Origin of the sequence: Patulibacter sp. SYSU D01012, assembly GCF_017916475.1 — a bacterium.
In the GTDB taxonomy this organism is placed as follows: Bacteria; Actinomycetota; Thermoleophilia; order Solirubrobacterales; family Solirubrobacteraceae; genus Patulibacter.
The window spans coordinates 569,683-595,756 of the sequence record NZ_JAFMTB010000003.1 but is presented as its reverse complement, the minus strand read 5'-3'; the positions used below and the strand labels follow the sequence as shown (position 1 = coordinate 595,756).

Here is a 26,074-nt window from a genome sequence, read left to right as displayed (position 1 = left end):
CCGCGGCGCCGAGCCGCCCGGTCATCCGGCAGCCCGGGCGGGCCGCCGCGGGTCGGCGGCGCGGGGTGCCCCCCGCGCCGCCGACCGGGTCAGTTCGCCGCGACGAGCGACCGCAGGACGTAGCGGAGGATGCCGCCGTGGCGGTAGTAGTCCGCCTCCTTCGGCGTGTCGATGCGGACGCGCGCGTCGAAGGAGACGTCGCCCGCGGTGACCTTCACCGTCTTCGGCAGCTCGCCGGCGTTCAGGGCGTCGGCGAGGCCGTCGACCGTGAACGTCTCCTCGCCCGTCAGGCCGAGCGACTCGGCGCTCTCGCCCTCGGGGAACTGCAGCGGCAGGACGCCCATGCCGACGAGGTTCGAGCGGTGGATGCGCTCGAAGGACTCGGCGATGACGGCGCGGACGCCGAGCAGGTTGGTGCCCTTCGCCGCCCAGTCGCGCGAGGAGCCGGAGCCGTACTCCTTGCCGCCGAGGACGACGAGCGGGACGCCGGCCTCCTGGTACGCCTGCGAGGCCTCGAAGATCGAGGTCTCCTCGCCCTGGGGCAGCTTGCCGTCGTCGAGCAGGTAGCGCGTGACGCCGCCCTCGGTGCCCGGCGCGAGCTGGTTGCGCAGGCGGATGTTCGCGAACGTGCCGCGGATCATCACGTCGTGGCTGCCGCGGCGCGAGCCGTAGGAGTTGAAGTCCGCCGGCTTGACGCCGCGGCCCTCCAGGTACTTGCCGGCCGGGGCGGTGCGCTTGATGGCGCCGGCCGGCGAGATGTGGTCCGTCGTCACCGAGTCGCCGAGCTTCGCCAGGACGCGGGCGCCCTGGATGTCCTCGACCGCCGTCGGCTCCGCCGGCATGCCGTCGAAGTAGGGCGCCTTCTGGACGTAGGTGGACGACTCGTCCCAGGCGTAGCGGTCACCGGTCGGGACGTCGAGGTTCTGCCAGTTCTCGTCGCCGTCGAAGACCTGCGCGTAGCTCTTGCGGAACATGTCGGACTGCAGGCACTCCTGCACCGTGTCCGCGACCTCGCGCGACGTGGGCCACACGTCCTTCAGGTACACGTCCTTGCCGTCGGACGACTGCCCGATCGGGTCGGACTCGAAGTCGAAGTCCATCGTGCCCGCGAGCGCGTAGGCGACCACCAGCGGCGGCGACGCCAGGTAGTTCATCTTCACGTCGGGGTTGATGCGCCCCTCGAAGTTGCGGTTGCCCGACAGCACCGAGGTGACGGCCAGGTCCGCGTCGTTGACGGCCTTCGAGATCTCGTCCGGCAGCGGGCCCGAGTTGCCGATGCAGGTGGTGCAGCCGTAGCCGACGAGGTTGAAGCCCAGGGCGTCCAGGTCCTCGTTCAGGCCGGCGCGCTCCAGGTAGTCGGTGACGACCATCGAGCCCGGGGCGAGCGACGTCTTGACCCACGGCTTGCGGTCGAGGCCCAGCTCGCGCGCCTTGCGGGCGACGAGGCCGGCGGCGACCATCACCGAGGGGTTCGACGTGTTCGTGCACGAGGTGATCGCGGCGATCACGACGTGGCCGTGGTCGAGCTCGAACTCCTGCCCGTCCATCGTCACGGCCGTCTTCGTCGACGCGCGCGTGGCGACGCCGGAGTGGTCGTGCTCGCGCGGCTCGTCGTGGTCGGCGCCGTGACCGTTGCCGGGCACCTGCGACGCGGGCGGGTCCGAGGAGGGGAAGCTCATCGCGGAGCCCTCGTCCTCGTAGGAGCCCTTCTTCGTGTCCGCCGGCGGCACGCCCGGCTTGCGGTCGTCACCGGCGCCGCCGGCGTCCTCGGTCGACACGTAGTTGACGAGCGCCTCGCGGAACTCGGTCTTCGCCTCGGACAGCGCGACGCGGTCCTGGGGGCGCTTCGGGCCGGCGATCGACGGGACGACCGTGGACAGGTCGAGCTCGACGATCTGCGAGAACGTCGGCTCCTCCTCCGGGTCGTGCCAGAGGCCCTGGGTCTTGGCGTAGGCCTCGACGAGCTCGAGCTGCTCCTTCGGACGACCGGTGAAGGCCAGGTAGCGGATCGTCTCCTCGTCGATCGGGAAGATCGCGCAGGTCGAGCCGAACTCCGGGCTCATGTTGCCGATCGTCGCGCGGTCGGCCAGCGGCAGGCGCGTGACGCCCTCGCCGAAGAACTCGACGAACTTGCCGACGACGCCGGTCTGGCGCAGCAGCTCGGTGACGGTCAGGACCAGGTCGGTCGCCGTGGCGCCCTCGGGCAGCTCGCCCGTGAGCTTGAAGCCGACGACGTTCGGGATCAGCATCGGGATCGGCTGGCCGAGCATCGCGGCCTCGGCCTCGATGCCGCCGACGCCCCAGCCCAGCACGCCCAGGCCGTTGACCATCGTCGTGTGCGAGTCGGTGCCGACCAGCGTGTCCGGGTACGCCTGACCGGTCTTGTCGTTGACGAAGACGGCGCGCGACAGGTACTCCAGGTTGACCTGGTGCACGATGCCGGTGTCCGGCGGGACGACCTTGAACGAGTCGAACGCGTTCTGGCCCCAGCGCAGGAACTGGTACCGCTCCTCGTTGCGCTCGAACTCCTTGGCGGCGTTGGTGGCGAACGCCTGCGGGTTGCCGAACGCGTCGACCTGCACGGAGTGGTCGATGACCAGCTCGGCCGGGACGAGCGGCTCGATCTTCGACGGGTCGCCGCCCAGGTCGGCCATCGCGTCGCGCATCGCGGCGAGGTCGACGACGGCCGGGACGCCGGTGAAGTCCTGCAGGACCACGCGCGCCGGCGTGTAGGCGATCTCCTCGGAGGGCTCGGCCTTCGCGTCCCACGTCGCGAGCGCCTCGATCTGCTCCTTCGTCACGGAGCCGTTGCCCTCGGTGCGCAGGAGGTTCTCGAGCAGGATCTTCAGCGAGTACGGCAGCCGCGCGACGTCGTACTTCGACTGCAGCGCGTCGAGGCGGAAGATCTCGAGGTCGCGGCCGCCGACGGACAGCGTGTCCTTGGCGCCGAAGCTGTTGGGGTGGTCGGTCATGCGTGAGGTCCTTCGGTGTCGGTGGAGGACGGCGCGGACGCGTCGGCGGGCAGCAGCGTGAACGGCTGCCCGTCGCGGGTCTGCAGGGAGCGGAAGCGGGGGTGGTCGAGCGTGGCGATGCGGGTGGTGTTCAGCCGGCCGGCCAGCGCGACGAGGGACGCGTCGGTCAAGTCCAGGCCGGGGTGCGCGCGGGCGACCGCGAGGGCGTCCCGCAAGCCGTCTGCCCACCACCGGACGCCATAAACGCCGCTCGCCAGGTCGTCCCACAGCGCCGTGCGGGCGTCCGGGCCGCCCGCGCGGGCGGCCAGGTGCTCCATCTCGGCGAGCGCGAGCGGGGTGGTGACGAAGTCCTGGTCCGTGGCGTCGAAGACGGCGCGGGCGGCGTCGTGGTGCCGGTCTCCGCGGTCCATCAGCGCGACGACGAAGCTCGTGTCGAGGACGATGCTCACGCGCCGAACTCCGTCGCCGCGAGCGTGTCGTCCACGCGCGCCGAGGCGTCGGCGTCGCGGGAGTCGAAGACGGCGATCGACCGCGGGCGCGGGCGCGACGGGCGCTCGACCGCGCCCGCGAGCGTGCGGCGGATGAACTCCGCCTTCGTGACGCCCTCCTCCGCCGCGCGGGCGGCGAGAGCGGCGTCGAGCTGCTCCTCGAGGTAGAGGCTCGTCTTCTTCACCCGACGTAGGGTACCACCCTACGTTCCCGACCTTCAGGGTCGGAATGCCGTCGGTCAGTCGCGGGCCGTGACGGCGCGCACGGCCTTCGCGATCGCCTTCGCGCGGTCGCCGAAGGGGCCGACGTCGACCCGCTCGTGCGCCGACGGCGCGGTCTCGTCGCGCGGCCGCACGTAGAAGGTGGGCGTGCGGTCGACGCCGAGCGCCGCGCGCAGCCGGTCGGCCTCGGCGGACAGCCGCCGGCTCTCGGCGGTCTCGCGGGTCGACACGGTCACGCCGCGCAGCTCGGGGGACGCCGCGGCCAGGCGGCCGAGCGACGCGTCGGTGATCCACCGCTCGCGCTCGTCGCCCTGGTTCCAGTACGCCAGCTCGACGAGCGGCCACATGCGGTCCTGCGCGGCCAGCGCGTAGGCGGCGGTGCGGCCGGTCAGGTTGTCGGGGCGGAACCCGTCCAGGCCGATCAGCCGCAGCTCCAGGCTGGCCTTGCCCGTGCGGACGAGGTCGCGGACCACCTGCTCCTGGTCGTCGAGGGCGAAGCCCCGGCAGGCCGAGCACTTCAGGTCGGCGAACTCGACGACGACGGCCGGCGCGTCCGCGCGCCCCAGGCGGATGCCGTCCTGCGGCACCCCGCGGAGCAGCGCGCTCGTCTCGCGCACGCCGCGCACGCCGTCGACGACGGAGGCGTTGCGGGCGGGGTCGCCGCCGCCGAGCACGCCCGTGGCGAGCAGGGCGCCGACGACGACGGCGATCAGCAGGAACGCCGCGCCGAGGCGCTGGCCCCGGCGCAGGCGGTGCAGCTCGTCGGGCGAGACGCCCACGGACGCCCTACCGCGCGAGCGGCTCCGCGACGCCGCCGCCGGACGCCGCCGGCTCGGGGTCGGGGCCGCGCAGGTAGCGCACCGTGCTGACGACGAAGAGCAGCGTCATCATCAGCGCGCTCGTCGTGCAGAAGGGGCAGAACGCCTCGAGCGTGATGTACGCGCGGTACATCAGGAACATCGAGAAGCCGAAGCCGACGCCCGAGATCACCACGAGCGCCAGGCGGGGCAGCTCGCCGCGCAGGGAGAGCGCCACGAGGACGCCCACGTAGCCCACGATGCCCAGGACCGAGACGGGGATGCCGAACAGCTCGGACCACGGCGACTGCTGCACCGTCGTGCACCCGCCGCTCACGCCGCAGACGCCGCCGTGGGCGTACTTCGTGTACGTCAGGTAGCCCGCGGACGCCAGGCCCACGAGGGCCAGCACGTACTGGGCGATGCGCAGCCGCCGGTCGAGCATCGGACTACTTCGCCTTCTTGGCGGCGGCGTCGACGGCCTCGGTCAGCCCGTTGATCGGGTCCTGCACCGGGGTGTACTCGCGGGTGCCGCGGGGCTGGACGTAGAAGGCCGGGGTGCCCGAGACCTTCAGGTCCTGCGAGAGCTTGTCGGCCTTGGCCTGCAGCTCGCGCACGGCGGGGGTCTCGCGGATGTTGATCGCCGCCGCGCCGACGCCGGGGGCGCCCGCGCCGATCTCCTTCAGGCGCTTCTCGGTCGCCCAGGTGTCGTTCTCGAGGCCCTGGTTGTAGTAGCTCGTGTGGACGAAGTTGAAGAACTTGTTCTTCGCGACCAGGTTGAGCGCGGCGCGGCGCGCGTCGGCACCGTCGGTCGTCCCCGCGTTCGGGTCGATGATGTTGATGAGCTGCAGGTTCAGGTTGGCCTTGCCCGTCTTCACCAGCTCGTCCACGACCTTGTTCTGGTGCGTGACCTCGTACTGCTGGCAGGCCGGGCACTTCATGTCGGCGAACTCGATGATCGTCACCGGCGCGTCGGGCTTGCCCAGGACGGTGCCGTTCTGCGGCACGCCCTTGAGCAGCTCGTTCGTCTCGGCGACGCCCTTGACGTTCGCCTCGTTGCCGTCGACCTGCACCTTCGTGTCCTTCGATCCGCCCGAGGTGTCCTTGAACACCCCGGCGGCGAGGACCACGCCGACGATCACGAGGACGAGGACGACGGCCCCGCCCAGGAGCTTCAGGCGCTGGCTGCGTTCACGGGCGGCCTGCTCGGCCTTCTCGCGCTCGAGCCGGGCCTTCTGGGCCTGCTCCCGCTTCTTGTTCGCTGACGACATGCGGGCATTGTGGCGCAAACCCGGCCCCGCGCACTGAACGTCGGGTAAAGGTCCGATGAGGAAGGCGGACCGCGGTCCGCCTTCCTGTCGGGCCGGGGCGTACGCCGTTCCCTCGGCGCCGTGCCCCCGGGCTCCTCGCGGCACCGCTCCGGGCGCGCGCCCTACCCGCGCGCGCGGGCGGTCGCCTTCGCCACGGCCGCCTCGAGCGCGTCGACGTCGGACGTCGCCCCGTCGTCGAGCCGCGTGTACTCGCGCCGGCCGCGAGGCTGGACGTAGAGCGCCGGCGTCTGGTCGTTCCGCAGCGCCGCGGCGAGGGCGTCCGCTCGGGCGATCGCCGCGCGGGAGCGGGGCGTCTCGCGCACGTCCACCCCGGCCGGGTCGATGCCCGGCGCCGCCGCCGCGATCCGGCGCAACGTCCGTTCGCTCGCCCACGCCGTCGTCTCCTGCCCCTGGTTGTAGTAGGCGGCGTGGACGAAGTTCCAGAACCGGTCCTTCCCGGCGAAGTTGTAGGCCGCGCGTCGCGCGGCCGCTCCGTCCGACGTCCCGGCCGCGGCGTCGCGGTAGTTCACGAGCTGCAGCTCCAGGTTCGCCTTGCCCGTCCGCACCAGCCGGTCGACGACCGCCTTCTGCGTCTGCACCTCGTGCGCCTGGCACCCCGGGCACTTCAGGTCGGCGATCTCGAGGATCGTGACCGGCGCGTCCGGATCCCCGAGGGTCTCGCCGTGCTGGGGCAGGCCGCGCAGCAGCGCGGCGGTCTCCGCCCCGCCCCGCACCTCGACGCCGTCGACCCTCGCCGTGGACGCCCCGTCGGTCGGGTCCTTCTTGAAGGCGCCGACGGCGACGACCGCCGCGACGATCGCGACGATCAGCCCGCCGGCGCCGAGCAGCAGCCTGCGCCGGCGCGCCCGTTCGCGCGCGGCCGCCTCGCCGCGCTCCCGTTCCTGACGGGCCGCTCGTGCCCGGTCCCGTTCCTCGTTCCTCGACGTCATGCGCCGATCCTGGCCCGCGTGCCGCCTGGCGGCGCTGAATGCGCCGTAAACCGTCCGTAAGGCGCGGAGGGCCGGCCGGGCCCGCCCTCCGCGCGGTCCTACGCCGAGCGCCGCCGCGCCGCCAGGGCGACGCCCAGGCCCGCCAGGCCGGCGACGAGCCCGACGGCGCCCAGGACGACGGCCACGGCGTCGCTGCCGCCCCCGTCGTCGTCGCCGTCCTCGGCGGCCGGGGCGGCGTGGCCCGCGGCATGACCGTGGTCGTCGTCCTGGGCCGCCTCGAGCGTCAGCGTCGGCGCCGGCGTCTCGGCGTCGGCGGCGCCGATCCAGCGGACGACGTCCCCGCCCTCGTAGGTCTGCAGCGCCTTGAAGGTCAGCGCCGTGCCCTCGGGGCCGTCGGGGACGCGGATCGCCACCGGGAAGTCGCGGAACTGTCCGGGGGCGATCGCGGCCGCCCGGCCGGTCGCGGTCCACGTGATCGTGTCGACCTCGTCGGTCACGCGCTCCCCGTGCACGTCGATCGGGGTGGCGGCGGGACGGGTGGCGACCGTGGCCCGCCATCCCGGGACGGGCTCGTAGCGGGCGGACGCGACGCCGGGCGGGAACCGCACCTGGACCTTCGTGGTGCCGTGGTCGTCCTGCTCGTTCGGGACGCGGACCGCCACGACGGCGTACGAGCCGGCGGGCGCGTCGGGCGGCTGGATCGTGACGTGGGCGCTCGCGAGCGCCGGCGCGGCGAGGACCGCGCCGACCGTCGCCAGCCCGGCGACGGTCAGGGACTGCTTGGTGGACATGGGGTGCTCCGGGGCAGGGGGTGGTCGGTCGGTGGGGGCGCGGCGCCCGGCGCGCGGCCGGGGCGCCGGCGCGCCGGGGTGGCGGGCGGCTCGCCACGCCGGCGCCGACCAGCCGGCCGCCGCGTGGCCCGACGCGGGCGGCGCCGCGGCGCACGCCCAGGGCGGCCGTCCGGGGAGTCCGGGCGCGCGGACGCGCGCGCCGGGCCCGCCAGCGGGCGAGCGTCCGCTCACCCGGGTAGCGGCCGAGCAGCAGCGTGGCCAGCAGCAGGACGGCGGGCGCCAGGCCCAGCAGCGCGTGCGCGAGCGTCATCGCACCCGCACGGGCAGCTCGGCCTCGACCTGGTCGAACGCGCCCGTTCGCAGGACGACGTCGACGGTCCACCCGCCGGGGGTCCCCAGCGGGACGGCGGCCGCGCTCCAGCGGCCGGGGCCGGCGGGGACGAAGGCGACGTCGACGGGGACGTCGCTGCCCCCGGCCCGGCCGGGCGGCACCGCCCGCACGCGCAGCTCGCGCACGCCCCGCAGCGGTCGGCCGCGGCGGTCGAGCGCGTCCAGGCGCAGGGCGTTGGGCCCGGTGCGGGCGGGGTCGACGGTGAGCTGCAGCTGCACGTCGCCGGCCGTGCGCACGACGGCCACGGGGCCGACGCCCTGCGACTTCGGCGGCGCGTAGCCAGCCAGGGCGCCGGTCGCGGCGAGCACCGCCACGAGCAGCGCCACCTCGGTCCGCAGCGCCGTCCGGACGTGACGACCCGCGGCGCCCGGGTCGGCGGGATCCTCGCCCTCGGCGGCACCTCTGCCCTCCGCGGCGCCCTCGTCCTCGGCGGCTCCCTCGCTCCCCGCGGGGCCCTCGCTCTCCGCGGCACCCCCGCGCTCGGCGGCGCGCCGCAGGCGGGGCACCAGGAACTCGCGCTGCACGACGGCCACGGCGATCGCGGCGACGAGCAGCAGCGCCTTGACCAGGATCGCGCGGCCGTAGGCGGTGTCCGTCAGGTCGTAGAGGGTCGTCAGGTGCAGGATGGCGAGCACCGTGCCGGCCGCGGTGAGGACGCCGACGGCGACGAGCGCCACGGGCGAGAAGCGGACGAGCACGCCGGCGAGCAGCGCGGTGCGCTCGCGCCCGGCCGGCAGCGCGGCCGCCGCGCGCGGCAGCACGAGCAGCAGGCCGAGCAGCCCGCCGAGCCACGCGCTCATCCCCGCCACGTGCACGACCTGGAGCGGGACGAGCGCCCACGCCGGCGACGACGCGAGGGCGTGGCCGCCGAGCGCCGGCGCGACGACGAGCAGGCCGAGCGCGACGAGGACCGCCGCGCTCGCCGGCGTCCGCCCGGGCCGGGCGCTGCGGACCGCCGCCGGCGCCAGCGCGCCGACCACCACGAAGGCGACGGCGGACAGCGCGAACCACAGGCCGGTGCGGGTGCCGAGGACGTCGCCGAGCGCCCCCGGGCGAAGCGCGTCGACCACCCCGGTCGCGCCGGCGTTGGCCGTCTGCAGCACGAGGGCCGCGAGCGCGCCGACGCCGCCGACGAGCGCGGCCAGCCGCAGGCCGCGCACGGCGCGCCGCCCGAACGCCGCGTCGGCGGCGGCCGGCACCGCCCCGCGGCGCTGCAGCGGCGCCCAGACGACCAGCAGCAGCGTCAGCAGGCCGCCGGCCGCCCCGATCCCGAGGTACCGCACCACGCGGGCGACGGAGAGCGCGGTGCCGACGCCCGCCGGTGCGGCGGCTTGCGCGCTCAGGGCGGACACGTCGGGCGGAGCCGCGGTGACTCCGCGCCCCACGACGAACGTGACGCCGCCCGACACGGGGTGCCCGTCCGCCGAGACGACGCGGTAGGTGGCCGCGTAGGCCCCCCGCCCCGTGCCCGCCCGCACGCCGACGGCCAGCTGGTCGTCGCGACCGGCGGGACGCGACACGCGCCCGTCGTCGACGCGCCGGCCGCGGTCGTCGACGACGCGCAGCGCGCCGAACGAGCCCTCCACGCGCTCGCTGAAGGTGAAGACGACCTGCCGCGGCGCGGCCGGCAGCACGGCCCCGGACGCCGGGCTCGTCGCCCGCAGCGCCGCGTGCGCCGCCGCCCCGGCCGGCACGGCGCCCACGCCCGCGAGCAGCGCCGCCAGCACGAGCAGCAGCCGGCGGGCGGGGCGGGCGAGCCCCGGACGGAGGCGCCCGCCGGTCACCGCGGGGCCCGGACGGGCGTGCCCGGAAGGACGGGGAGGGCGATGACCGACGCCGCGGGCGGGGCGGCGGGACGACAGGGGATGCGGAGCACGGAGACCTCGGGTCGCGCGGAGCGACGACGCCCGAGCCCGGACGCCGACGGCGTCGAGCGTCGCACCGGCGAACCGTACCGACCGGCCCCACCGCCCGTCCCCACGGGCTATCGTGCCCGCATGCGCACCGGGCGAGCGACAGGCGGCGGGCCGTGGTGGCGCTCGCGCGCCGCGCGGGCGGGCGGCGGCCTGGCCGTGCTCGCCGCGGCCGGCGCGGTCGCGGTGGGGGCGACGGCCGACGACGGCCGGCCCGCCCCGCAGCTGAAGGGCTGGGCGCTCGCCGGCGCGGCGCTGCCCGTCCCGGTCGACGACGCGCTCCCGGCCGCGCCGCCCCCGCAGGCCACGGCCGCCCCGGGGAGCGACGACGCCGCGCCCGACGCGCCGCCCGACGCGGGGTCGTCCTCGGCCCCGCCCCCGGACACGCTGCCCTCCGGCGCCCCGTCCGACGACGCCGTGAAGGCCGAGCTGCGCCGCGCGCTGCGCTCCGCGGGCGGCGACGACACCGAGCAGCTCGTGAGCGCCGCGACCGTCGGCGGCGACGGGCTGGCGTCCGTGCCGCCCGACGCGCCCGGCAAGGTCGCCGCGATCATCCGTGCCGGCAACCAGGTGGCCCGCAAGCCGTACGTCTACGGCGGCGGCCACGGCCGGCTGGCCGGCGAGATCTGGCAGGACAGCGCGTACGACTGCTCGGGCTCGATCTCGTTCGCCCTGGCCGCCGCCGGCCTGATCGACGCGCCGATGACGTCGGGCGCGCTCGCCGCGTGGGGCAAGCCCGGGCCGGGCCGCTGGGTGACGATCTACGCCAACGACGGCCACACGTTCATGACCGTCGCGGGCCTGCGCTTCGACACGAGCGGCCGGCAGCAGACGGGCTCGCGCTGGCAGACGGCGTCGCGGAGCACCGCCGGCTTCCGCGTCGTCCACCCGCCGGGGCTCTAGCGCGCGCGGTCGCGCAGCTCGACGACCCGGCCGCCGAGCGTCGAGACCAGCAGCCGGCCGTCGCGGTCGACCGCGTAGGACGTCTGGTTGGGCACGCGGACGCCCTCGCGCCGCATCGTCGCCCCGCCGCCGGCGTCCGCCGGGATCGACCACACGATCCCCGAGCAGATGTCGCCGAAGACGTAGCGGCCCCGCAGCGCGCGCGGGCCGTCCCCGCCGCGCAGCGCCAGGCCGCCCGTCGCCGAGCAGCCGTCGCGCTGGGTGTACGAGGCGATCGGCCAGGACAGCGTGCCGGTCCGGGACAGTCGCCGGTTCTGCTGCTCGCGGCCGCCCTCGAACGCCGCCCAGCCGAAGTTCGTCTCGGCCCGGCCACGCAGGCGGCGCGCCGGGATGCGGTCGATCTCCTCCGTCTGCTGCTCGGCGGAGTCGCGGCCCGCGTCGGCGACCCACAGCGCCCCGGTGCGCGCGTCGAAGCTCAGCCGCCAGGGGTTCCGCAGCCCGAGGGCGACGCGGCGCCAGCGCGGGCGGTCCTCGGCCGGGTCCATCCGCAGGATCTTCCCGAGCGGCGAGCGCGGATCCTGGGCCTTCTGCCGCGGGTCGAACGCCGACCCGCCGTCGCCCATCCCCAGGTACAGCAGGTCGTCCGGTCCGACGACCAGCTCGCCGCCGTTGTGGTTGGCGTACGGCTGCTCGACGCGGAGCACCGGCCGGGCCGACAGCGGGTCCACGTGCCCGTTGCGCACGCGGTAGATCGCGACCTGGCTGTCGCCCTCGGTGTCCGTGTAGTGCACGGCCACGCGCGGCTCGCGGGCGTAGCCGGGCAGGAAGGCCAGGCCCAGCAGCCCCTGCTCCTCGCTTCGCAGCACCGTGCCGCGGATGTCCAGGAACGGCGCGCCCTTCGCCGGGCGCGCGCCGTCGAGCCAGCGGGCCGTGCCGCGCTGCTCCAGGACGAGGATGCGCCCGCGGGCGCCGGGCTCGCGCACCAGCTCCACGGCGCGGCGGAACTCGGTCGCGACCGGCCGCACCCGCAGCGTGGGGGCGTCGAGGACCCGCTGGGGCGACAGCTGGGCCGCGGCCGGCGGCGTCGGTCGGGCGGGCGCGGACGCCGGCTCCTCGCCGCACCCCGCCACGGCCGCCGCCGCGAGGGCGAGCAGCGGCAGCGTTGCGGCGGGGGCCCGGGACATCGACGGCGAGCATACGCCGGGGCGTCCGCCCGGCGGCGTGCGGCGGGGCGCCCGCCGCCCGGCCGCCCGCGACCGATGAGTTCCCGCGGCCGACCCGGTCCCAGGAGCCGACAGGGCGGCGAGCCCCGCCGCCCGCAGCCGAGGAGCACCCGTGCGCCCCATCGTCCCCAACCTCTGGTTCGACACGCAGGCCGAGGAGGCGGCCGCCTTCTACACCAGCCTGTTCCCCGCGTCGCGGATCGTGACGACGGTGCCCTACGGCCCCGCGGGCCCCGGCCCGGAGCGGTCGACCATGCTCGTCGTCTTCGAGCTGCAGGGGCAGCGCTTCACCGCCATCAACGGCGGACCGCAGTTCCCGTTCACCGAGGCCGTGTCGTTCGAGATCCCCTGCGCCGACCAGGCCGAGGTCGACCGGCTGTGGGACGCCCTGACCGCCGACGGCGGCGAGGAGGGTCGCTGCGGCTGGTGCAAGGACCGCTTCGGGCTCTCGTGGCAGGTGGTCCCCGACGGGCTCGAGGAGCTGATGCGCGGCGGCGACCCGGAGCGGGTCCGCCGCGCGACCCGGGCGATGTTCGCGATGCGCAAGCTCGACCTCGCCGCCCTGCGCGCCGCCGCGGACGGCGAGCCCGCCTGATCCGTCCCCGCCGCCCGGTGGCCGCCTAGAAGGCGACGACCGCGGTGCTCTGGCGGACGGTGGCCGGGTCCGCCGCGTTGCCGGCCAGGTCGGTCGACGCGGACGACGGGCTCCAGCCCAGGCGGACCGCCCCGACGGCCGAGGTGCCACCCGAGCCGCTGCGCGCGCCGAGGGTGATCGTCAGCTCCGTCGCGCCGTTCACGGTGGCGGCGGTGGCCGTCGCCGCGAAGCGCAGGCTGTCGAAGATCGTGACCCAGGAGCCCGAGCCGAGGTCGACGGGCCCGATGTTCGGCGTCGGCCCCGTGCCCGTCGCGACGAACGACAGGGCGTCGTCGCTGGAGCCCAGCCAGCCGCCGGCGCCGACCTGCACGGTGAACGCGGGGCTCGTGCCGCCCGTCCAGCCCTTGAGGATCGAGCCGAGCTGCATGGGCTCGGAGTAGCGGAGCGTCAGGGTGTCGCCCGCGTCCAGGCGGCCGGCGACGCCGCCGCTCACGTTCGTCGTGCGGATCGAGACGCCGGTCGGCCGGATCGTGTCGGCGACGACCTGGCGGCCCGTCACGACGGCGCTCGTCGTCGCGTTGCCGGCGGCGTCGACCGCGACGGCGCGCAGGTCGTAGCTGCCGACGGCGGCCGCCCAGGTGCAGGCGTAGGGGGCGCTGGTCTGGGTGCAGACGTCGGTCCAGGATCCGGTGCCCGCGGCGGCGCGCTGGATCGTCACCTTCGCGACGCCCGAGCCGGCGTCGTCGGCGGACGCGGTCAGCGTGACGTTGCCGGCCGCAAGGGGCGTGCCCGGGTCGGCCAGGGCGACGGTCGGCGCGGTGTTGTCGACGAGCCGGCCGGTGACCGGGTCGCTCGTGGCGCGGTTGCCGGCGGCGTCGGTGGCCACGGCGCGGACCTTGTAGCGGCCGTCGGCCACGCGGCTCGTGTCCCAGGAGCAGGCGTAGGGGGCGGCCGTGGCGGTGCAGGCGTCGGCGTAGGCGGTCGAGCCCTCGGGGGCGACCTGGAGGACGACGGACGCGACGCCGGAGCGGGCGTCGCTCGCCGACGCCGCCAGCGTGACCGTGCCGCGCAGGCTCGCGCCGGGATCCGTGACGGCGACGGTGGGCGGCACCCAGTCGTTCGCCGCGGTGACGGCGTTGCCCGGGTTGGCGCGGTGGCTCGCGTACGTCGCGCCGGACGGGGTGACGGAGGCGGCGGTGCCCACCAGGGCGAGCAGCCCGAGCGCGACGGCCGCGCGGCGCTGCGCGGGCGTCAGGTCGGGGGCGAGGTGGCGGCGACGGGAGGACATCGGCGGTACGGGAGGGATGGTGCCGCCGGCGGCTGGCAGCGGCACGTCGGCGAGGTATGCGACCGGTATCGGTCCGCTCCCCCGGGTGATCGGCCGGACGGGCCGGGGCCACAGGCCGCGGAGCGATCGGCCGGACCGGCCGGACCCGGGCGGCGTGGTCACGCGTCGGGCGCATGGGCCCTCAGGGCCGCGGAGCGCCCCGCGGGCGGTCCGGGCCGGCACGCCGCGCGACGCGCGGTGGGGCCGGCCTCAGGCGGCGCGCAGCCGGCTGCGCAGGCCCCGCCGCGGGCGGGCGTCCCCCGCCGGCTCGTCGCCGGCGCTCGGGGCCGCCGGAGCCTCGTCGCGACGCGTCCGCTCCTCCTGCGCCTCGCGCCGGGCGTCGCGCAGCAGCCCGACGAGCAGCAGCAGCGCCACGCCGGCGGCCGGGACGCCGAGCAGCACCATCCGCACCTGCCGCACGGACAGCGCCGAGATCGCGTAGCCCAGGTACGGCACGCCGAAGCGCACGACGGCCTGGCGCGGCGCCTCGAGCGAGAACGTCCACGGGTCGGCGGCGGCGTTCGCGTCGCCCTTCGTGCGGAAGACGGTCTGCCCGCCCGGGCCGGGCGTCATCGCCGCGATGCGGTGGGTGACGAGGTCCTGCGGGCTCGCGCCGGCCGGCGGCGCGTAGGTGATGACGTCGCCCACGCGCAGCGCCGCGACCGGCTTCTCGCGGGTGTAGACGATCGACCCGGTGTCGTACGTCCCCGTCATCGACCCCGAGACGATCACGTAGCGGTCGAAGCCGAGCAGCGGCGGCAGCAGCATCGCGGCAGCGAGCACGACGGCGACGAGGCTCGCGGCCCAGCCGGCCACGCGGAGCGGGGTGACGCGGCGGCGCGGGCGGGGACCGGCGGAGACGGCGGCGGCGTAGTACATGGCGGTGACGGTCCGGTGGGGAGGCGGCGCGGGACGGCGTCCCGGCGATGGAGCCAGCATCCGCCCGCCGGGTCGCAGGTGCGGGTCGCGGTCGTGTCGTCGCCGTATCGACGTTTCGCAACGCTCGCGGCCCCGGTGCGCGACGCCCGGCCGCAGTCCGGGACGGCGCGCGCTCCGGGGCCCCGCCGTCGGCCGCCGGGGTGCCCGGCGGGGTCGGGGGCTACGCTCGGCGGGTGCCGTCACCGCCGCCGCCGCTGCCGCCCGCCGACCTGCGCCTGGCCGACCTGGCCGGTCGCCGCGTGGGCGTCTGGGGCGCGGGACGGGAGGGGGCCGCCGCCCTGCGTGCGCTGGCGCGGCACGCGCCCGGGGCCAGCGCGGTGGTCGCCACGTCGACCCCGCCGCCGGCGGACGCGCCGCCGCTGCCCCCGGGCCCGGACGGCCGGCCCGTCGCGTGGCTCCACGGCGAGCCGGGCCTCGACGCCCTCGCCGCCTGCGACGTCGTCATCCGCTCCCCCGGGGTGCCCGTCCGCGGCGCCGAGGCCGACCGGGTGCGCGCCCGCGGCGCCGTCGTCACCACCGGCACCGCCCTGTGGCTGGCGGAGCGCGCGGGTCGCGAGACCGTCATCGGCGTGACGGGGACGAAGGGCAAGAGCACCACGAGCTCGCTGCTGCACCACCTGCTGGGAAAGGCGGGCGTGCCGAGCCGCCTGGCGGGCAACATCGGCCGCCCCCTGCTCGACGAGCTGGCGCCCGCGCAGCCGCCCGAGGCGTGGGTGCTCGAGCTGTCGAGCTACCAGCTGGCCGACCTGCCGCGCGCGCCCACGATCGCGGTCGTCACCAACCTGCTGCGCGACCACCTGCCCTGGCACGGCGACGAGGCGACGTACCACGCCGACAAGCTGCGGATCCTGACCGCGGGCGACGGGCCGCGGCTGGCGGTCCTGTCCCACGCGGACCCGGGGCTGCGCGCCGCCGCGGACGACCTGGCGTGCCCGGTCCTGTGGGTCGACGAGGAGCACGGCCTGCACGTCGCCGGCGGTCGGGTGCTCGACGGCCCGCACGTGCTGTGCCGCGTCGACGAGCTGCCGGTCCGCGGCGTCATCGGGGCACGGAACGTGTGCGCCGCGCTCGAGTGCGTGCGGGCGCTCGGGCACGAGATCGGTGACCTGGCGGGCGCGCTGCGCGACTTCGCGACGCTGCCGCACCGGCAGGAGGTCGTCGGCCGCCGCGCCGGCATCACATGGGTGGACGACTCGATCTCGACGACGCCCGAGGCGGCGATGGCCGCCGTCGCCGCGTTCGCGCCCGGCCCCGTCGTGCTGCTGGCCGGCGGCGTCGACCGCGAGCAGGAGTACGGGGCGCTCGCCGCCGCGCTGGCCGCGGGCGAGGTCCCGACGGGCGCCATCGGCGAGCCGCCGGTGCCGGTGCACGTGGCGGGCGTCGTCGCGCTGCCGGGGACGGGGCCGCGGCTGGCGGACGCGCTGCTCGCCGCCGGCGCCACCGTGCCGGTGCGGACGGTCGAGGGCACGGACCCGGACGCCGTCACCCGGGACGCCGTCGCCGCGGCCCGCGAGCTCGCCACGCCCGACGCGACGGTCCTCCTCTCCCCCGCGGCGCCGAGCCACAACGTCTTCCGCGACTTCGAGGACCGCGGCGCGCGCTTCGCCGCCGCGGTCGCCGCTTTGCCGGACGCCTGACGGGCGACCCGGCGGGGCGGCTACAGCGCCAGGGCGAGCGCCCCGGCCAGGTCGCCGCGCGGCTCGGCGGCCACCCCGCCCAGGCCCAGCCAGCCGGCCATCCGCCGCAGCTCGTCCGCGAGCTCGGCGGCGACGTGGCCCTGGTCGATCCCGGCCTCGCCGTGCGCGGCCTGCACGCGCAGCACCCCGGCGGCGCGGTCGCTCTTCAGGTCGACCCGGGCGACGAGCCGGTCGCCGAGCAGGAACGGCAGGACGTAGTAGCCGTGGACCCGCTTCTCGCGCGGCACGTAGATCTCGAGCCGGTAGCGGAAGCCGAAGAGGGCCTCCGTCCGCGGGCGGTGGAAGATCAGCGGGTCGAAGGGCGCCAGCAGGGCGCGGGCGTCGACGCGGCGCGGGCGCGCCGCCTCGGCGTGCAGGTACGCCGCGCGGCGCCACCCGGCCACCGCGACGGGCAGCAGCTCGCCGCTCGCCACCAGGTCGGCGATCGCCGGCTTCGCCTGCTCGGGCGACAGGCGGAAGTAGTCGCGCAGGTCCTGCTCCGTCCCCACGCCGTGCGCCCGCGCCGCGATCCGCACCAGCTCGCGGCGCGCGTCCGCGGGATCGGGATCGGGCGCGGCGGCCACCTCGGGCGGCAGCACCCGGTCCGTCAGGTCGTAGCGCCGCTCGAACTGCGGGGTGCGCCCCGCCGAGCTGACGCGGCCGACGAAGAACAGGTACTCCAGCGCACGCTTGACCGCCGACCAGTTCCAGGCGTAGCCGTTGCCCTGGCGCGGCCCGAAGCCGTCCGTCTCCAGCCGCCGCTCCAGCTCGACGGCGGTCAGCGGGCCGTGCGCGGCGATCTCCTCCTCGACGAGCGCCAGCAGCTCCGGCTGCTCGCCCGCGCGGCGGATCATGCCCCAGCCCTCGTCGTGGATCCGCGCCATGCGCCAGCGCAGCAGGCGGTGCGTGGCGGGCGGAACGAACGACGCCTCGTGGGCCCAGTACTCCACGAGCCGCCGCGGCCGCCGGGCGGTGGCGCGCTCGAGCAGCGTCAGGTCGTACGGCCCCAGACGCGAGTACACCGGCAGCAGGTGCGCGCGGGCCAGGACGTTGACCGAGTCGATCTGCAGCAGCCCGACGCGGTCGAGCACGCGCTGCAGGTGGGCCGTCGTCGGGCGCGCGGGTGGCCGGCGGTGGTGGCGGTCGGCGAAGCCCTGCGCGGCGAGCGCGATGCGCCGGGCCTCCGCCGCCGAGATCCGTCCTGCCGCCCCGGCCGCCATCGCGGCGATGCTAGCCGCCGCCGCGGCGGCGGCGCCGGCGCGGCCTCAGCCCGCGGCGGGCGCGTCGGGGCGCAGCGCGTCCAGCCCGCGGCGCCACAGGGCGATCACGTCGATGTCGGGCGGGATGCGGCCGCGCAGCTCCTGGTCGATCACGCCGTGGCCGAAGCACCACAGCGCGGTGAACGCCATGCGGTCGTCGCCCGTGACGCTCCGCAGCGGCACGCCGGCGCGCTGCCCGGCGGCCTGCAGCTCGGGCTCCTCGCCGATCGGCTGCTCCATGATCAGGCGGTACAGGTGGGGGTGCGCCAGCGCCCACTCCCGCTGCGCCATCGCGCCGGCCCACAGGCGGTCGTCGGCGGCGTCCATCGCGGCGGCGATCGTCGCGGTCAGCTCGCCGAGCGCCTCGATCACGATCGCGTTGGTGATCGCGCGCTTGTCCGTCAGGTGCTTGTACAGCGACGGGGCCTGCACGCCGAGCCGGGCGGCGATCAGGCGCATCGACAGCCCGTCGGGTCCCTCGCTCTCGAGCAGCTCGCGGGCGGCGCGCACGATCTCCTGCGCGCGGGGGGACAACGGGGTCTGGGCGGTCATGGAGCGAGGACGGCGACGGCGGCGTCGCGCAGGTCGGAGGGAAGGTCGGCGAGCGCCGCCTCGTCGAGGACGTACGGCGGGGCCAGCTCGGCCGGATGCACCGTCGGACGGTCGTCCAGGTGCTCGGCGCGCAGGCGACGCACGACGGCGTGGTCCGCCCACGCCCCCTGTGCCCCGGGGTGCAGGACGGCCACGTCGGCGGGCGCCTGTCCGGCGATCAGGCGCATCGCGACGAGCGACTCCGCCTCCTCGCCGACGCACTCGAACGGCTTGTGGTGGCGGAGACCGGCCAGGTCGCAGAAGCCCGCGTACTGCGTCTCGTCGTCCAACATGTCGACCCCGAAGATCGACCGGAGCGCGTCGGGCTGAAGCTCGGGCGCGAGCGCCAGGAACACGAACCGGCACTTCGGGCAGTCGCCGCACCAGTGCGAGCGGCGGCGCGCGGGGTCCAGGCGGAAGACCGTGTTGCAGGACGTGAAGTGCGGGTGGTACTGCGTCAGGCGGCTGAACGCGCGGGCGATCGCGAGCTCGCTGGCGGGGCGCAGCACGGAGCGGTAGTCCAGGCCCGTGGCGACCTCGGCCGCGAGCAGGTCCCGGTACGCCGTCTCGAACGCCGCGCCCTTGCTCCACTGGTGGTTGACGTCGAGCCCGTCCCACACGAGGTTGCCCTCGGACGCCGACCGCTCGTTCGCCATCGCGACGGCGTCCGCCCCGTGGAGGACCGCCGTCATCAGGGCGATCGTCGAGACCACCGCGGTCACCGGCACGTGCCCGTTGTGGGCGCCGGCGGCGTTGATCGCCCCGATGTTGGGCGACAGGCTGCGCCGCGCGACGGCGTGCGGCAGGCCGCTCGCCTGCACGCAGCGGACGATCGGCTCGGCGCGACCGACCGAGAACGGCAGCGCCTCGCGGCCCGCCCGGCGCACGACCTCGAGCGCGACGACGGAGTCCTTGCCGCCGCCGATCGGCACGAGCGTGCGGCCCGTGGCGTCCAGCGCCACCGGCGCGGCGGGCGCGGCCTCGGCGGCCGCGGGCCACGCGCCGCGCTCGCGCACGTCGATGCCGTTGCGGTAGGCGAACTCGCCCAGGCCGAGGGTGTAGACCTCGCGCAGCAGCGCCCGCAGCCGCGGCGACGGGGCGTCGCCGCCGGCCAGGTCGCCCGTGCCGGGCTCGAGCACCATGCGGGCGGGGACCGCCGTCTTGAAGTACGAGACGCCGGCGAGCAGGTGCAGCAGCCGCGCCAGGCGCGCGAGCGTCTCGCGGCGCGCGGGGTCGCGAGGCCACGTCACGCCGTCGAACGCGACCGTCTCGGCGAACGCGACGGCGTCGTCGAGCGCGTAGCGCAGGGTGACCGCGGCGGCCTCCTCGTCGATCTCCACCCCGACGAAGCGGAACGCCGCGAACCCGTCCGGGTCGAACTCGGCGGGCGTCGCGACGGCGGGCAGGGGCGTCTCGCTCACCGTTCGAGGGTACCTGGAGCCCTTCGTCCGCCGGCCGGCGCGCGCGGCTCAGCCGGGCAGGTCCGCCGCCGCCACCTTGCCGGCGGCGCCGCGCGGCAGCGCGTCGTGGAAGCGCACCTCGGCGGGCACCTCGGCGCGCGGCCGCTGCGCCGCGACGTGCGCGCGGGCCTCCTGCGCGGTCAGCATGGCGCCCGGCGCCAGGACGACGTGCGCGACCAGCCGCTCCTCGCCGCCCGGGTCGGGCACGACGGCGACGTCCGCGACCGCGGGGTGCTCGGCTAGCACGTCCTCGACCGCGACGGGGAACAGCCGCTCGCCGCCGGCCACGACCATGTCGTCGGCGCGGCCGAGCACGTACAGCCGGCCCAGGTCGTCCAGGTAGCCCAGGTCGCCCGTGTCCGTCAGGCCGTCGCGCTGCGGCAGCCGGGTGCCGTCCGTGTAGCGCTGGCTCGTCAGCGGCCCGCGCACGTGGATGCGTCCGACGCGGTGGGTCGGGAGCGGCACGCCGTCCTCGTCGAAGATCCGCACCTGCGTGCCGTACGGGATCCGCCCGGCGGTGCCCGGCGCCGCGCGCAGGTCGTCCGGCCCGGCGACCGCCGCCCAGCCCACCTCGGTGGCACCGTACACGGCGTGCAGCCCGGGCCCGTAGGCCGCCGTCCAGCGCCGCGCGACGTCGCCCGGCAGGGGCGAGCCCGACACCGCGACCACCCGCAGGCGGGAAACGTCGTGGGCCTCGCGCGCCGCCGGGTCGAGGGCGAGGATGCCGCGCAGGTGCGCCGGGACGGCCGCCAGCACGTCGGCGTCGTGCCGCGCCGCCGAACGCAGCAGCCCGTCCGGGTCGGCGTCGCGGCGGAGCACCACCGTGCCGCCCAGGAGCAGCGTGGCGATGAGGTTGGCGTACCCCCAGGCGTGGAACAGCGGCGGGGCGACGAGCACGGTGCTCCCGTCGCGGTACGGCAGCCGGTCCAGGAACGAGACCGCGGCGTCCAGGCCGATCCGGCGGCGCCGGGTGCCCTTCGGGACGCCCGTGGTGCCCGACGTCAGCAGGACCACCCGCCCGGGGGCCTTCGGGTGGGCCAGCGCGCGGCCGGCGCCCTCGACGATGAGCTCCTCGAGCGCCCGCACGCCGGGCCGCGGCGCCGGGCCGGCCCCCCAGGCCGAGACGACGCGCGAGACGACCTGGCTGCCGCCCGCGCCGAGCGCGTCGTCCATCAGGTCGAGCAGGTCCGCGTCGCAGACGAGCGCGGTCGGCCGCTCGCGGTCGAAGACGGCCCGCACCTGCGGCGCCGCGAAGCCGGTGTTGACCAGCAGCGCGTCGGCGCCCGCCTTGCCGGTCGCGACGAGCGCCTCGACGAACCCGCGGTGGTTGCGGCACGCGATCGCCACGCGGTGCCCCTCGACGACGCCGCGGTCGCGCAGCGCGACGGCCAGCGCGGTCGTGCGGGCCTCGAGCTCGGCGTACGTCAGGGCGCGGTCGCCGTCGACGATCGCCAGGCGGTGCGGGTCGCGGACGGCCGCGGCGGCGTACGCGCCCGCGGGCGTCGGGCCCCAGGCGGCCAGGCGGCCCAGCGCGACCGCGGCCCGGTCGGGGCGCAGCGGCCGCAGCGCGCCCGCGCCGCCGAGCACCGCGACGGTCCGCAGCGCCCGGCCCGCGACGGCGGCGGGCCCGGGCACGGACGCGGGCGGCTCCTCGGCCAGCAGCAGCCGCTCGATCGCCCGCAGCATCGCCCGGGTGCGGCGGCGCAGCTCGGGCCGCACGACCGCGCCGGCGAGCGCGCCGGTCATCCCGCCCGGCGGGTTGAAGCCCAGGTGGACGGTCACGCGGGCGCCGTCGCCGTGCGGGCGCACGCGGAGCCCCACCTGCAGGTCGATCCCCGTGACGCTCGTGGCGCCCAGGTCGCTGCCCTCGTTGAGGACCGTCACCTCGAGCTCGCTGCCCAGCTCGGCGGCCCCGACGCGCATGAGCGCCCGGATCCGCGAGCCGACCCGCAGCGGCCCCCCGTCCACCGCCTCGAACGCCTCCAGGCCGGGGGTCGCGCGGACGACGACGCGCGGCTCGACGACGGCGCGCCAGGCGCGTTCGGGCGCGACGGGCAGGTCGATGCGCTCCGTGATCCGCACGGTCAGCCCACCACCGGCAGGCGCCGCCGGCGCGCCAGCTCGCCGAGCATCTCCTGCATCGTCGCGCCGACGTGCGCGAGCACCGCGGCCTCGTCCGGCTCGTCGCCGAACTCCTCCCGCACGTCCACCGGCGGCAGCACCTGCACGACGATCTTCGCCGGGAGGGGGACGTGCCCGAGGGCGTCGCCGACGTTGAGCCCCCACGGCGCGGCGAGCGACAGCGGGAGCGCGTCGACGCCGAGCAGCCGGTCCAGGCGCAGACGGCGCGCCAGCCCCTCGCCCCGGCCGAGGAAGAGCGCCGTCTCCTGCCCGCCGATGGCGACCACCGGCACGATCGGCACGTCGGCCTCGAGCGCCAGGCGCACGACGTCGGTCCGGTCGCCCAGGTCCACGCGCGCCGACCGCCAGCTGGGCCGGTGCGCCTCGCGCTCGCCGCCGGGGTAGACCAGGACGCACGACCCGCTGCGCAGCGCGCGCCGCGCGGCGTCGGGGTCCGCCGGCAGGATCCCCAGGCGGCGCAGCACGCCGAGCCCCGGGTACGCCGACGCCAGGGCGTGGACGAGGACGTGGAGCGGGCGCTCGGGTCCGAAGTGGCTGGCGAACGCGAGCGCGAAGACGAGCGAGTCGGGGGTCATCGTGCCGCCGGAGTGGTTGCCGACGAGCAGCACCGGCGTGTCCCGCGGCACGTGGTGCAGCCCGCGCACCTCGGCCCGGAACCACAGGCTGGCCAGCAGCCACGCCCCGGGCAGGACGTCGCGGACGAGGAAGGGGTCGCGCTCGTCCGGGTCGACGGGCCGCACGCGCGCGCGGAGCAGGCCGGCGACGGTGCGCCGGGCGACGCGCGCCGGGGCCGCCGCGGGACGCAGGGCCGTGCGCGCGACGGTGCCGGCGGCCCCGGCCAGCGGCGCGAGGGCCCCGCGCCCGCGGGAGGGCGTGGTGGTCGTCGGGCGGGCGTGCGGCGGCGCGGACGGCATGCGGGACGGGCGCGGCGGTCGCGGGAGCGTCCGCCGGGCGTGGGGCGGAGCCTATCCGCGCGGCCGCGGCAGGTCGAGCGGCTAGCCGCGGCGCATGAGCCGCCCGACGGCGGCCATCAGCTCGTCCGTGCGCTCGTCGGCGAGCGCGCCCTCCGCGCCCATGACGCAGTGGTGCACGTGGTCGTCCAGCAGCCCCAGGGCGACCTTGTCCAGCGCGGCCTGGACCGCGCCGATCTGCGTCAGGACGTCGATGCAGTACCGCTCGTCCTGCACCATCCCCTCGATCCCGCGCACCTGGCCCTCGATGCGCTTCAGGCGCTTGAGCAGCGCGTCCTTGCTCGCGGAGTAGCCGCGGCCGGCGGGAGCCGCGTCGGGGGCGGCGGGTTCGGGCGTCTGGTTCGTCATGCTCGGGCCTCGGATGCGGGTCGCTCCGCATGATACCCCCTGGGGGTGTAGTAGCGTGTCCTGCGCCATCCATCCCTCGATCCGAGAGGACCCCATGAGCAGCGCCACCCACGAGTACGTCGTCACCGGCATGACCTGCCAGCACTGCGTCGCGTCCGTCCGCGAGGAGGTCGGCGAGGTCGCCGGCGTCGAGGCGGTCGAGGTCGACCTGCCGTCCGGGCGCGTGAGCGTCGTCGGCACGAACGTGGACGACGAGGCCGTCGCGGCCGCCGTGGCGGAGGCGGGCTACAAGGTCGTCGACTGACCGCCGGCGCCGCCCGCGCGGGGGCGGATGTGTGCAGCGTCCACGCCACGGCGCCGGATCGCTCGACGTGGCGGGTCGGCGGGCGTATGCTGGCGCGCATCCGGCGGCCCCCGGCGGCCACCAGGACCGCACCGCCGGCTCCCTCATGACCCCCCACGCCCCTCCCCCCTCGCCCCTCCTCGACGCGAAGCGCCGGCCATGACGCCGGCGCGTCCCGCCCCCGCGCCCGTCTCGCCCGGCGGCCCGCGCCGCTCGGGCGGCGAGCGCGTCGACATCCGCCCCACCGCCGAGCTGCTGCGGGTGTCCGTCGAGCGCGCCGGCATCGACGCCACGTGCGCGCGCTTCCGCCTGTGCCGCCGGCGCCTGGGTGCCATCGTCGCGCTGCGCACGACCCGGGGCACCCACGCGCACTTCCTCGACCGCCGGTGCGTGGAGGACATCCTCACCCACGGCCCCGAGGCGTTCGACGCCCTGCACGTCCCGCTGGACGGCACCCTGCAGGCGCGCCTGACCGAGCTGCTGCAGGCCGAGGGCGCCGACGCCCTCGCGGCGCGCCTGGGGGTGACGCTGCCGCGGGCCGGCCGCTTCGTCGAGCAGCTCGTGCTCGGCCGCGCGGGCAACGGCGCGACCGTCACCCACGTCTGCTCGACCATCGCGGTGGGCGCCGGGATCGACCCCGCCACGCTGCGCGACCACGTCGTGGAGCGCGGCTGGTGCGCCCGCTGCGAGGCCGAGGTGCTCGCCGGCGCCGACGGCGCCTGCCCGTGGTGCGACGCGCCCGTGGGCCTGCCGCCCCGGCGCCCGGCCGGCGGCCCGAGCGCCCGCAGCCGGGCGCGGGCCGCCGCGGCGCGACCGACGCGGGCCCGTCCGGGCCGACGCGGCGCCGTCGGCTCGCCGGGCTGAGATCCTGCGGGGCGTGCGTTCCGGTCGCCAGCGCCTCGCCGCCCTGCTCGTCGTCGTCGCCGCGGTCCTGGCGCTGGCGGCGCTGCCGCTCGACCACCTGCGCCGCACGGCGCAGGCGCGCGCGACGGCCGACCACGCCAGCGCCGTGCTGCGGGAGCCGGTCGTGCAGGACGCGATCGTGGACGGGGCGTCGGACGCCATCGCCGGGGCGATCGCGGCGGCCGGCCTGCCGCCCGACGAGGCGCGCGCGCAGACCGAGCCGATCACCCGCCGCGTCGTCGCGTCGCGGGCGTTCGAGCGCACCTGGCGCTCGTCCGTCCGGGCCGCCCGGGCGCAGGTCTTGGACGGCGACCGCCGACGGATCAGCCTGACCGTGGACGATCTGGGCGTCGCCGCCGCCCGCGCGTCCGGCGACCTGCCGGCGCCGGTCGTCGCGGCGCTCCGCGGGGTCGGCGACGTGCGCGTGGCGAGCTTCGAGCGCTCCCGCGCCCAGGCGCGCACGACCGCCGACGTCTACGCGCTGCGAACGCTGGGCCCGGTCGGCCTGGGCGCGGCCGCGGCGGTGGCCCTCCTCGCGCTGCTGCTCGCCGCGGACCGGCGCCGGATCGTCGTGGGCCTGGGCGCCGCGGCCCTCGTCGTCGGCCTGCTGCTGGTCGGGATCGAGCTGCTGGCGCGGACGCTCGCGCTCGGGGGCGCGGCGCCCGGCGCCGAGCGCGACATCGCGGCCGCCGTGTGGGACGAGGTCCTCGGCGGCCTGCGGACCGTGGCGCTGGTGCTGGCCGCCGTCGGCGTCGCCGTCGCGGTGGGGGCCGCCGCGCTGCGTCCGGCGCGGCCGGTGCGGCGCACCCGCGCCGTGCGCCCGCGCTGAGCCGGGGCGCGGGCTGCGCGTCGGCGACCCGCACCCGGGCTCGCACACAAGGCGTCCGCCGGGCCGGACCAGGCCGGGCCGGCGGGCCGCGTCCCTCGTCGCAGCGGGCGTTTCCGAGCTGGAAACACCCGCATGGGGGGTTCCGGGAAACTCGTGTGGACCCCGCACGCACTGATCTGTAGGTTCTCCCTGCTTTGTCGCTCATCGACGACTTCCAGCGCCAGATCGACGCCCGCCTGAGCGAGCTGCAGCCCGCGTTCGCGGAGTACACCGCCCTGCAGCAGCTGCGCGGCGCGATCGCCAACCTGGACCCGGACGCGGCGGCCGCCCACGTCAGCCTGTTCCCGTTCCCGGTCGGGGGCGCCGACGGCCTGCCGCCCCTGGACGGGCTGCCGGCCGCCGCGACCGCGGCACCGCCCGCGCCGCCGAAGCCGCCCCGCGGCACCGCCGCCCGCAAGCGTCGCGCCGCCCGCTCGGCGGCGGCCGCCGCCGGCTCGGCCCCACAGCCCGTGCGCCCCTCCATCGAGGAGGAGGCCGCCGCGCACGAGCAGCGCGCCATCGACACCGTGGCCGCCGAGCCGGGCCTGACCGCCGTCCAGCTGGCCGAGCGCATGGACGTCGCCGCCAGCGTCCTCTTCCGCCTGCTGCCCACCCTGCAGCGCGAGGGTCGCCTCCGCAAGCAGGGCAAGGGCTACTACCCCGTCTGACGCCCCGAGGATCGCCGCCCCGTG

Annotated in this window: 25 protein-coding genes; 7 read left to right on the top strand and 18 right to left on the bottom strand. The window is 77.1% G+C overall.

Annotation, left to right across the window (positions count from 1 at the left end):
• Nucleotides 1-89: 89 nt before the first annotated feature.
• From J3P29_RS18575 to J3P29_RS18535, 9 genes are all read right to left on the bottom strand, one after another.
• Complete coding sequence (locus J3P29_RS18575) at nucleotides 90-2,972, bottom strand: aconitate hydratase (protein ID WP_210495804.1); 2,883 nt, start codon at nucleotides 2,970-2,972, stop codon at nucleotides 90-92.
• Complete coding sequence (locus J3P29_RS18570) at nucleotides 2,969-3,421, bottom strand: PIN domain-containing protein (protein WP_210495802.1); 453 nt, start codon at nucleotides 3,419-3,421, stop codon at nucleotides 2,969-2,971. Before J3P29_RS18570 ends, J3P29_RS18575 begins: the two co-directional genes overlap by 4 nt.
• Complete coding sequence (locus J3P29_RS18565) at nucleotides 3,418-3,645, bottom strand: ribbon-helix-helix protein, CopG family (protein WP_210495799.1); 228 nt, start codon at nucleotides 3,643-3,645, stop codon at nucleotides 3,418-3,420. The genes J3P29_RS18570 and J3P29_RS18565 overlap by 4 nt, the downstream gene beginning before the upstream one ends.
• A 54-nt stretch (nucleotides 3,646-3,699) precedes the next feature.
• On the bottom strand, nucleotides 3,700-4,461 hold the full coding sequence (locus J3P29_RS18560; RefSeq protein ID WP_210495798.1) for a thioredoxin domain-containing protein: 762 nt from the start codon (nucleotides 4,459-4,461) through the stop codon (nucleotides 3,700-3,702).
• Nucleotides 4,462-4,468: 7 nt separating this feature from the next.
• Nucleotides 4,469-4,924 (bottom strand): vitamin K epoxide reductase family protein, encoded by a 456-nt coding sequence (locus J3P29_RS18555; RefSeq protein WP_210495796.1) that lies wholly within the window; start codon nucleotides 4,922-4,924, stop codon nucleotides 4,469-4,471.
• 4 nt (nucleotides 4,925-4,928) lie between these two features.
• Entirely contained in the window at nucleotides 4,929-5,750 is an 822-nt protein-coding gene (locus J3P29_RS18550; RefSeq protein WP_210495794.1) for a thioredoxin domain-containing protein, read from the bottom strand.
• A 161-nt stretch (nucleotides 5,751-5,911) separates the two neighbouring features.
• Entirely contained in the window at nucleotides 5,912-6,739 is an 828-nt protein-coding gene (locus J3P29_RS18545) for a thioredoxin domain-containing protein (protein WP_210495793.1), read from the bottom strand.
• A 98-nt stretch (nucleotides 6,740-6,837) separates the two neighbouring features.
• On the bottom strand, nucleotides 6,838-7,530 hold the full coding sequence (locus J3P29_RS18540; RefSeq protein ID WP_210495791.1) for a YcnI family protein: 693 nt from the start codon (nucleotides 7,528-7,530) through the stop codon (nucleotides 6,838-6,840).
• Between the two features lie 306 nt (nucleotides 7,531-7,836).
• Complete coding sequence (locus J3P29_RS18535) at nucleotides 7,837-9,705, bottom strand: copper resistance protein CopC (protein ID WP_210495790.1); 1,869 nt, start codon at nucleotides 9,703-9,705, stop codon at nucleotides 7,837-7,839.
• A gap of 213 nt (nucleotides 9,706-9,918) precedes the next feature.
• On the opposite strand from J3P29_RS18535, the gene J3P29_RS18530 reads away from it, so the two are divergent.
• Nucleotides 9,919-10,737, top strand: coding sequence for a hypothetical protein (locus J3P29_RS18530; RefSeq protein ID WP_210495789.1), 819 nt, complete (start codon nucleotides 9,919-9,921; stop codon nucleotides 10,735-10,737).
• On the opposite strand, the gene J3P29_RS18525 is transcribed toward J3P29_RS18530, so the two are convergent.
• Nucleotides 10,734-11,921 (bottom strand): PQQ-dependent sugar dehydrogenase, encoded by a 1,188-nt coding sequence (locus tag J3P29_RS18525; protein ID WP_210495787.1) that lies wholly within the window; start codon nucleotides 11,919-11,921, stop codon nucleotides 10,734-10,736. The two genes, J3P29_RS18530 and J3P29_RS18525, sit on opposite strands and share 4 nt — an antisense overlap.
• A gap of 151 nt (nucleotides 11,922-12,072) precedes the next feature.
• On the opposite strand from J3P29_RS18525, the gene J3P29_RS18520 reads away from it, so the two are divergent.
• Complete coding sequence (locus J3P29_RS18520; protein ID WP_210495786.1) at nucleotides 12,073-12,555, top strand: VOC family protein; 483 nt, start codon at nucleotides 12,073-12,075, stop codon at nucleotides 12,553-12,555.
• A 25-nt stretch (nucleotides 12,556-12,580) separates the two neighbouring features.
• Here J3P29_RS18520 and J3P29_RS18515 read toward each other — a convergent pair whose 3' ends face one another.
• Complete coding sequence (locus J3P29_RS18515; protein WP_210495784.1) at nucleotides 12,581-13,843, bottom strand: Ig-like domain-containing protein; 1,263 nt, start codon at nucleotides 13,841-13,843, stop codon at nucleotides 12,581-12,583.
• A gap of 249 nt (nucleotides 13,844-14,092) precedes the next feature.
• Complete coding sequence (locus J3P29_RS18510; RefSeq protein WP_210495783.1) at nucleotides 14,093-14,761, bottom strand: signal peptidase I; 669 nt, start codon at nucleotides 14,759-14,761, stop codon at nucleotides 14,093-14,095.
• 233 nt (nucleotides 14,762-14,994) lie between these two features.
• On the opposite strand from J3P29_RS18510, the gene murD reads away from it, so the two are divergent.
• A complete protein-coding gene (gene murD, locus J3P29_RS18505; RefSeq protein WP_210495782.1) occupies nucleotides 14,995-16,458 on the top strand; it encodes a UDP-N-acetylmuramoyl-L-alanine--D-glutamate ligase in 1,464 nt (487 codons plus the stop codon).
• 20 nt (nucleotides 16,459-16,478) lie between these two features.
• On the opposite strand, the gene J3P29_RS18500 is transcribed toward murD, so the two are convergent.
• From J3P29_RS18500 to J3P29_RS18475, 6 genes are all read right to left on the bottom strand, one after another.
• A complete protein-coding gene (locus J3P29_RS18500; protein ID WP_210495780.1) occupies nucleotides 16,479-17,717 on the bottom strand; it encodes a crosslink repair DNA glycosylase YcaQ family protein in 1,239 nt (412 codons plus the stop codon).
• Nucleotides 17,718-17,762: 45 nt separating this feature from the next.
• On the bottom strand, nucleotides 17,763-18,308 hold the full coding sequence (locus tag J3P29_RS18495) for a TetR/AcrR family transcriptional regulator (protein ID WP_210495779.1): 546 nt from the start codon (nucleotides 18,306-18,308) through the stop codon (nucleotides 17,763-17,765).
• Nucleotides 18,305-19,768 (bottom strand): hypothetical protein, encoded by a 1,464-nt coding sequence (locus J3P29_RS18490; protein WP_210495777.1) that lies wholly within the window; start codon nucleotides 19,766-19,768, stop codon nucleotides 18,305-18,307. Before J3P29_RS18490 ends, J3P29_RS18495 begins: the two co-directional genes overlap by 4 nt.
• Before the next feature lie 48 nt (nucleotides 19,769-19,816).
• Nucleotides 19,817-21,889, bottom strand: coding sequence for an AMP-binding protein (locus J3P29_RS18485; RefSeq protein WP_210495776.1), 2,073 nt, complete (start codon nucleotides 21,887-21,889; stop codon nucleotides 19,817-19,819).
• 2 nt (nucleotides 21,890-21,891) lie between these two features.
• The gene (locus J3P29_RS18480; protein WP_210495774.1) at nucleotides 21,892-22,863 is read right to left on the bottom strand and encodes a 1-acyl-sn-glycerol-3-phosphate acyltransferase; all 972 of its coding nucleotides are present in this window, start codon (nucleotides 22,861-22,863) and stop codon (nucleotides 21,892-21,894) included.
• A gap of 81 nt (nucleotides 22,864-22,944) precedes the next feature.
• Complete coding sequence (locus tag J3P29_RS18475; protein ID WP_210495773.1) at nucleotides 22,945-23,268, bottom strand: metal-sensitive transcriptional regulator; 324 nt, start codon at nucleotides 23,266-23,268, stop codon at nucleotides 22,945-22,947.
• Nucleotides 23,269-23,362: 94 nt separating this feature from the next.
• On the opposite strand from J3P29_RS18475, the gene J3P29_RS18470 reads away from it, so the two are divergent.
• The 4 genes from J3P29_RS18470 (at nucleotide 23,363) to J3P29_RS18455 (ending at nucleotide 26,050) form a co-directional block, all read left to right on the top strand.
• Entirely contained in the window at nucleotides 23,363-23,572 is a 210-nt protein-coding gene (locus J3P29_RS18470; protein ID WP_210495772.1) for a cation transporter, read from the top strand.
• Nucleotides 23,573-23,770: 198 nt separating this feature from the next.
• A complete protein-coding gene (locus tag J3P29_RS18465; RefSeq protein ID WP_210495770.1) occupies nucleotides 23,771-24,475 on the top strand; it encodes a hypothetical protein in 705 nt (234 codons plus the stop codon).
• Nucleotides 24,476-24,488: 13 nt separating this feature from the next.
• Complete coding sequence (locus tag J3P29_RS18460) at nucleotides 24,489-25,343, top strand: hypothetical protein (protein ID WP_210495769.1); 855 nt, start codon at nucleotides 24,489-24,491, stop codon at nucleotides 25,341-25,343.
• A gap of 194 nt (nucleotides 25,344-25,537) precedes the next feature.
• The gene (locus tag J3P29_RS18455) at nucleotides 25,538-26,050 is read left to right on the top strand and encodes a hypothetical protein (RefSeq protein WP_210495767.1); all 513 of its coding nucleotides are present in this window, start codon (nucleotides 25,538-25,540) and stop codon (nucleotides 26,048-26,050) included.
• Nucleotides 26,051-26,074 lie beyond the last annotated feature (24 nt).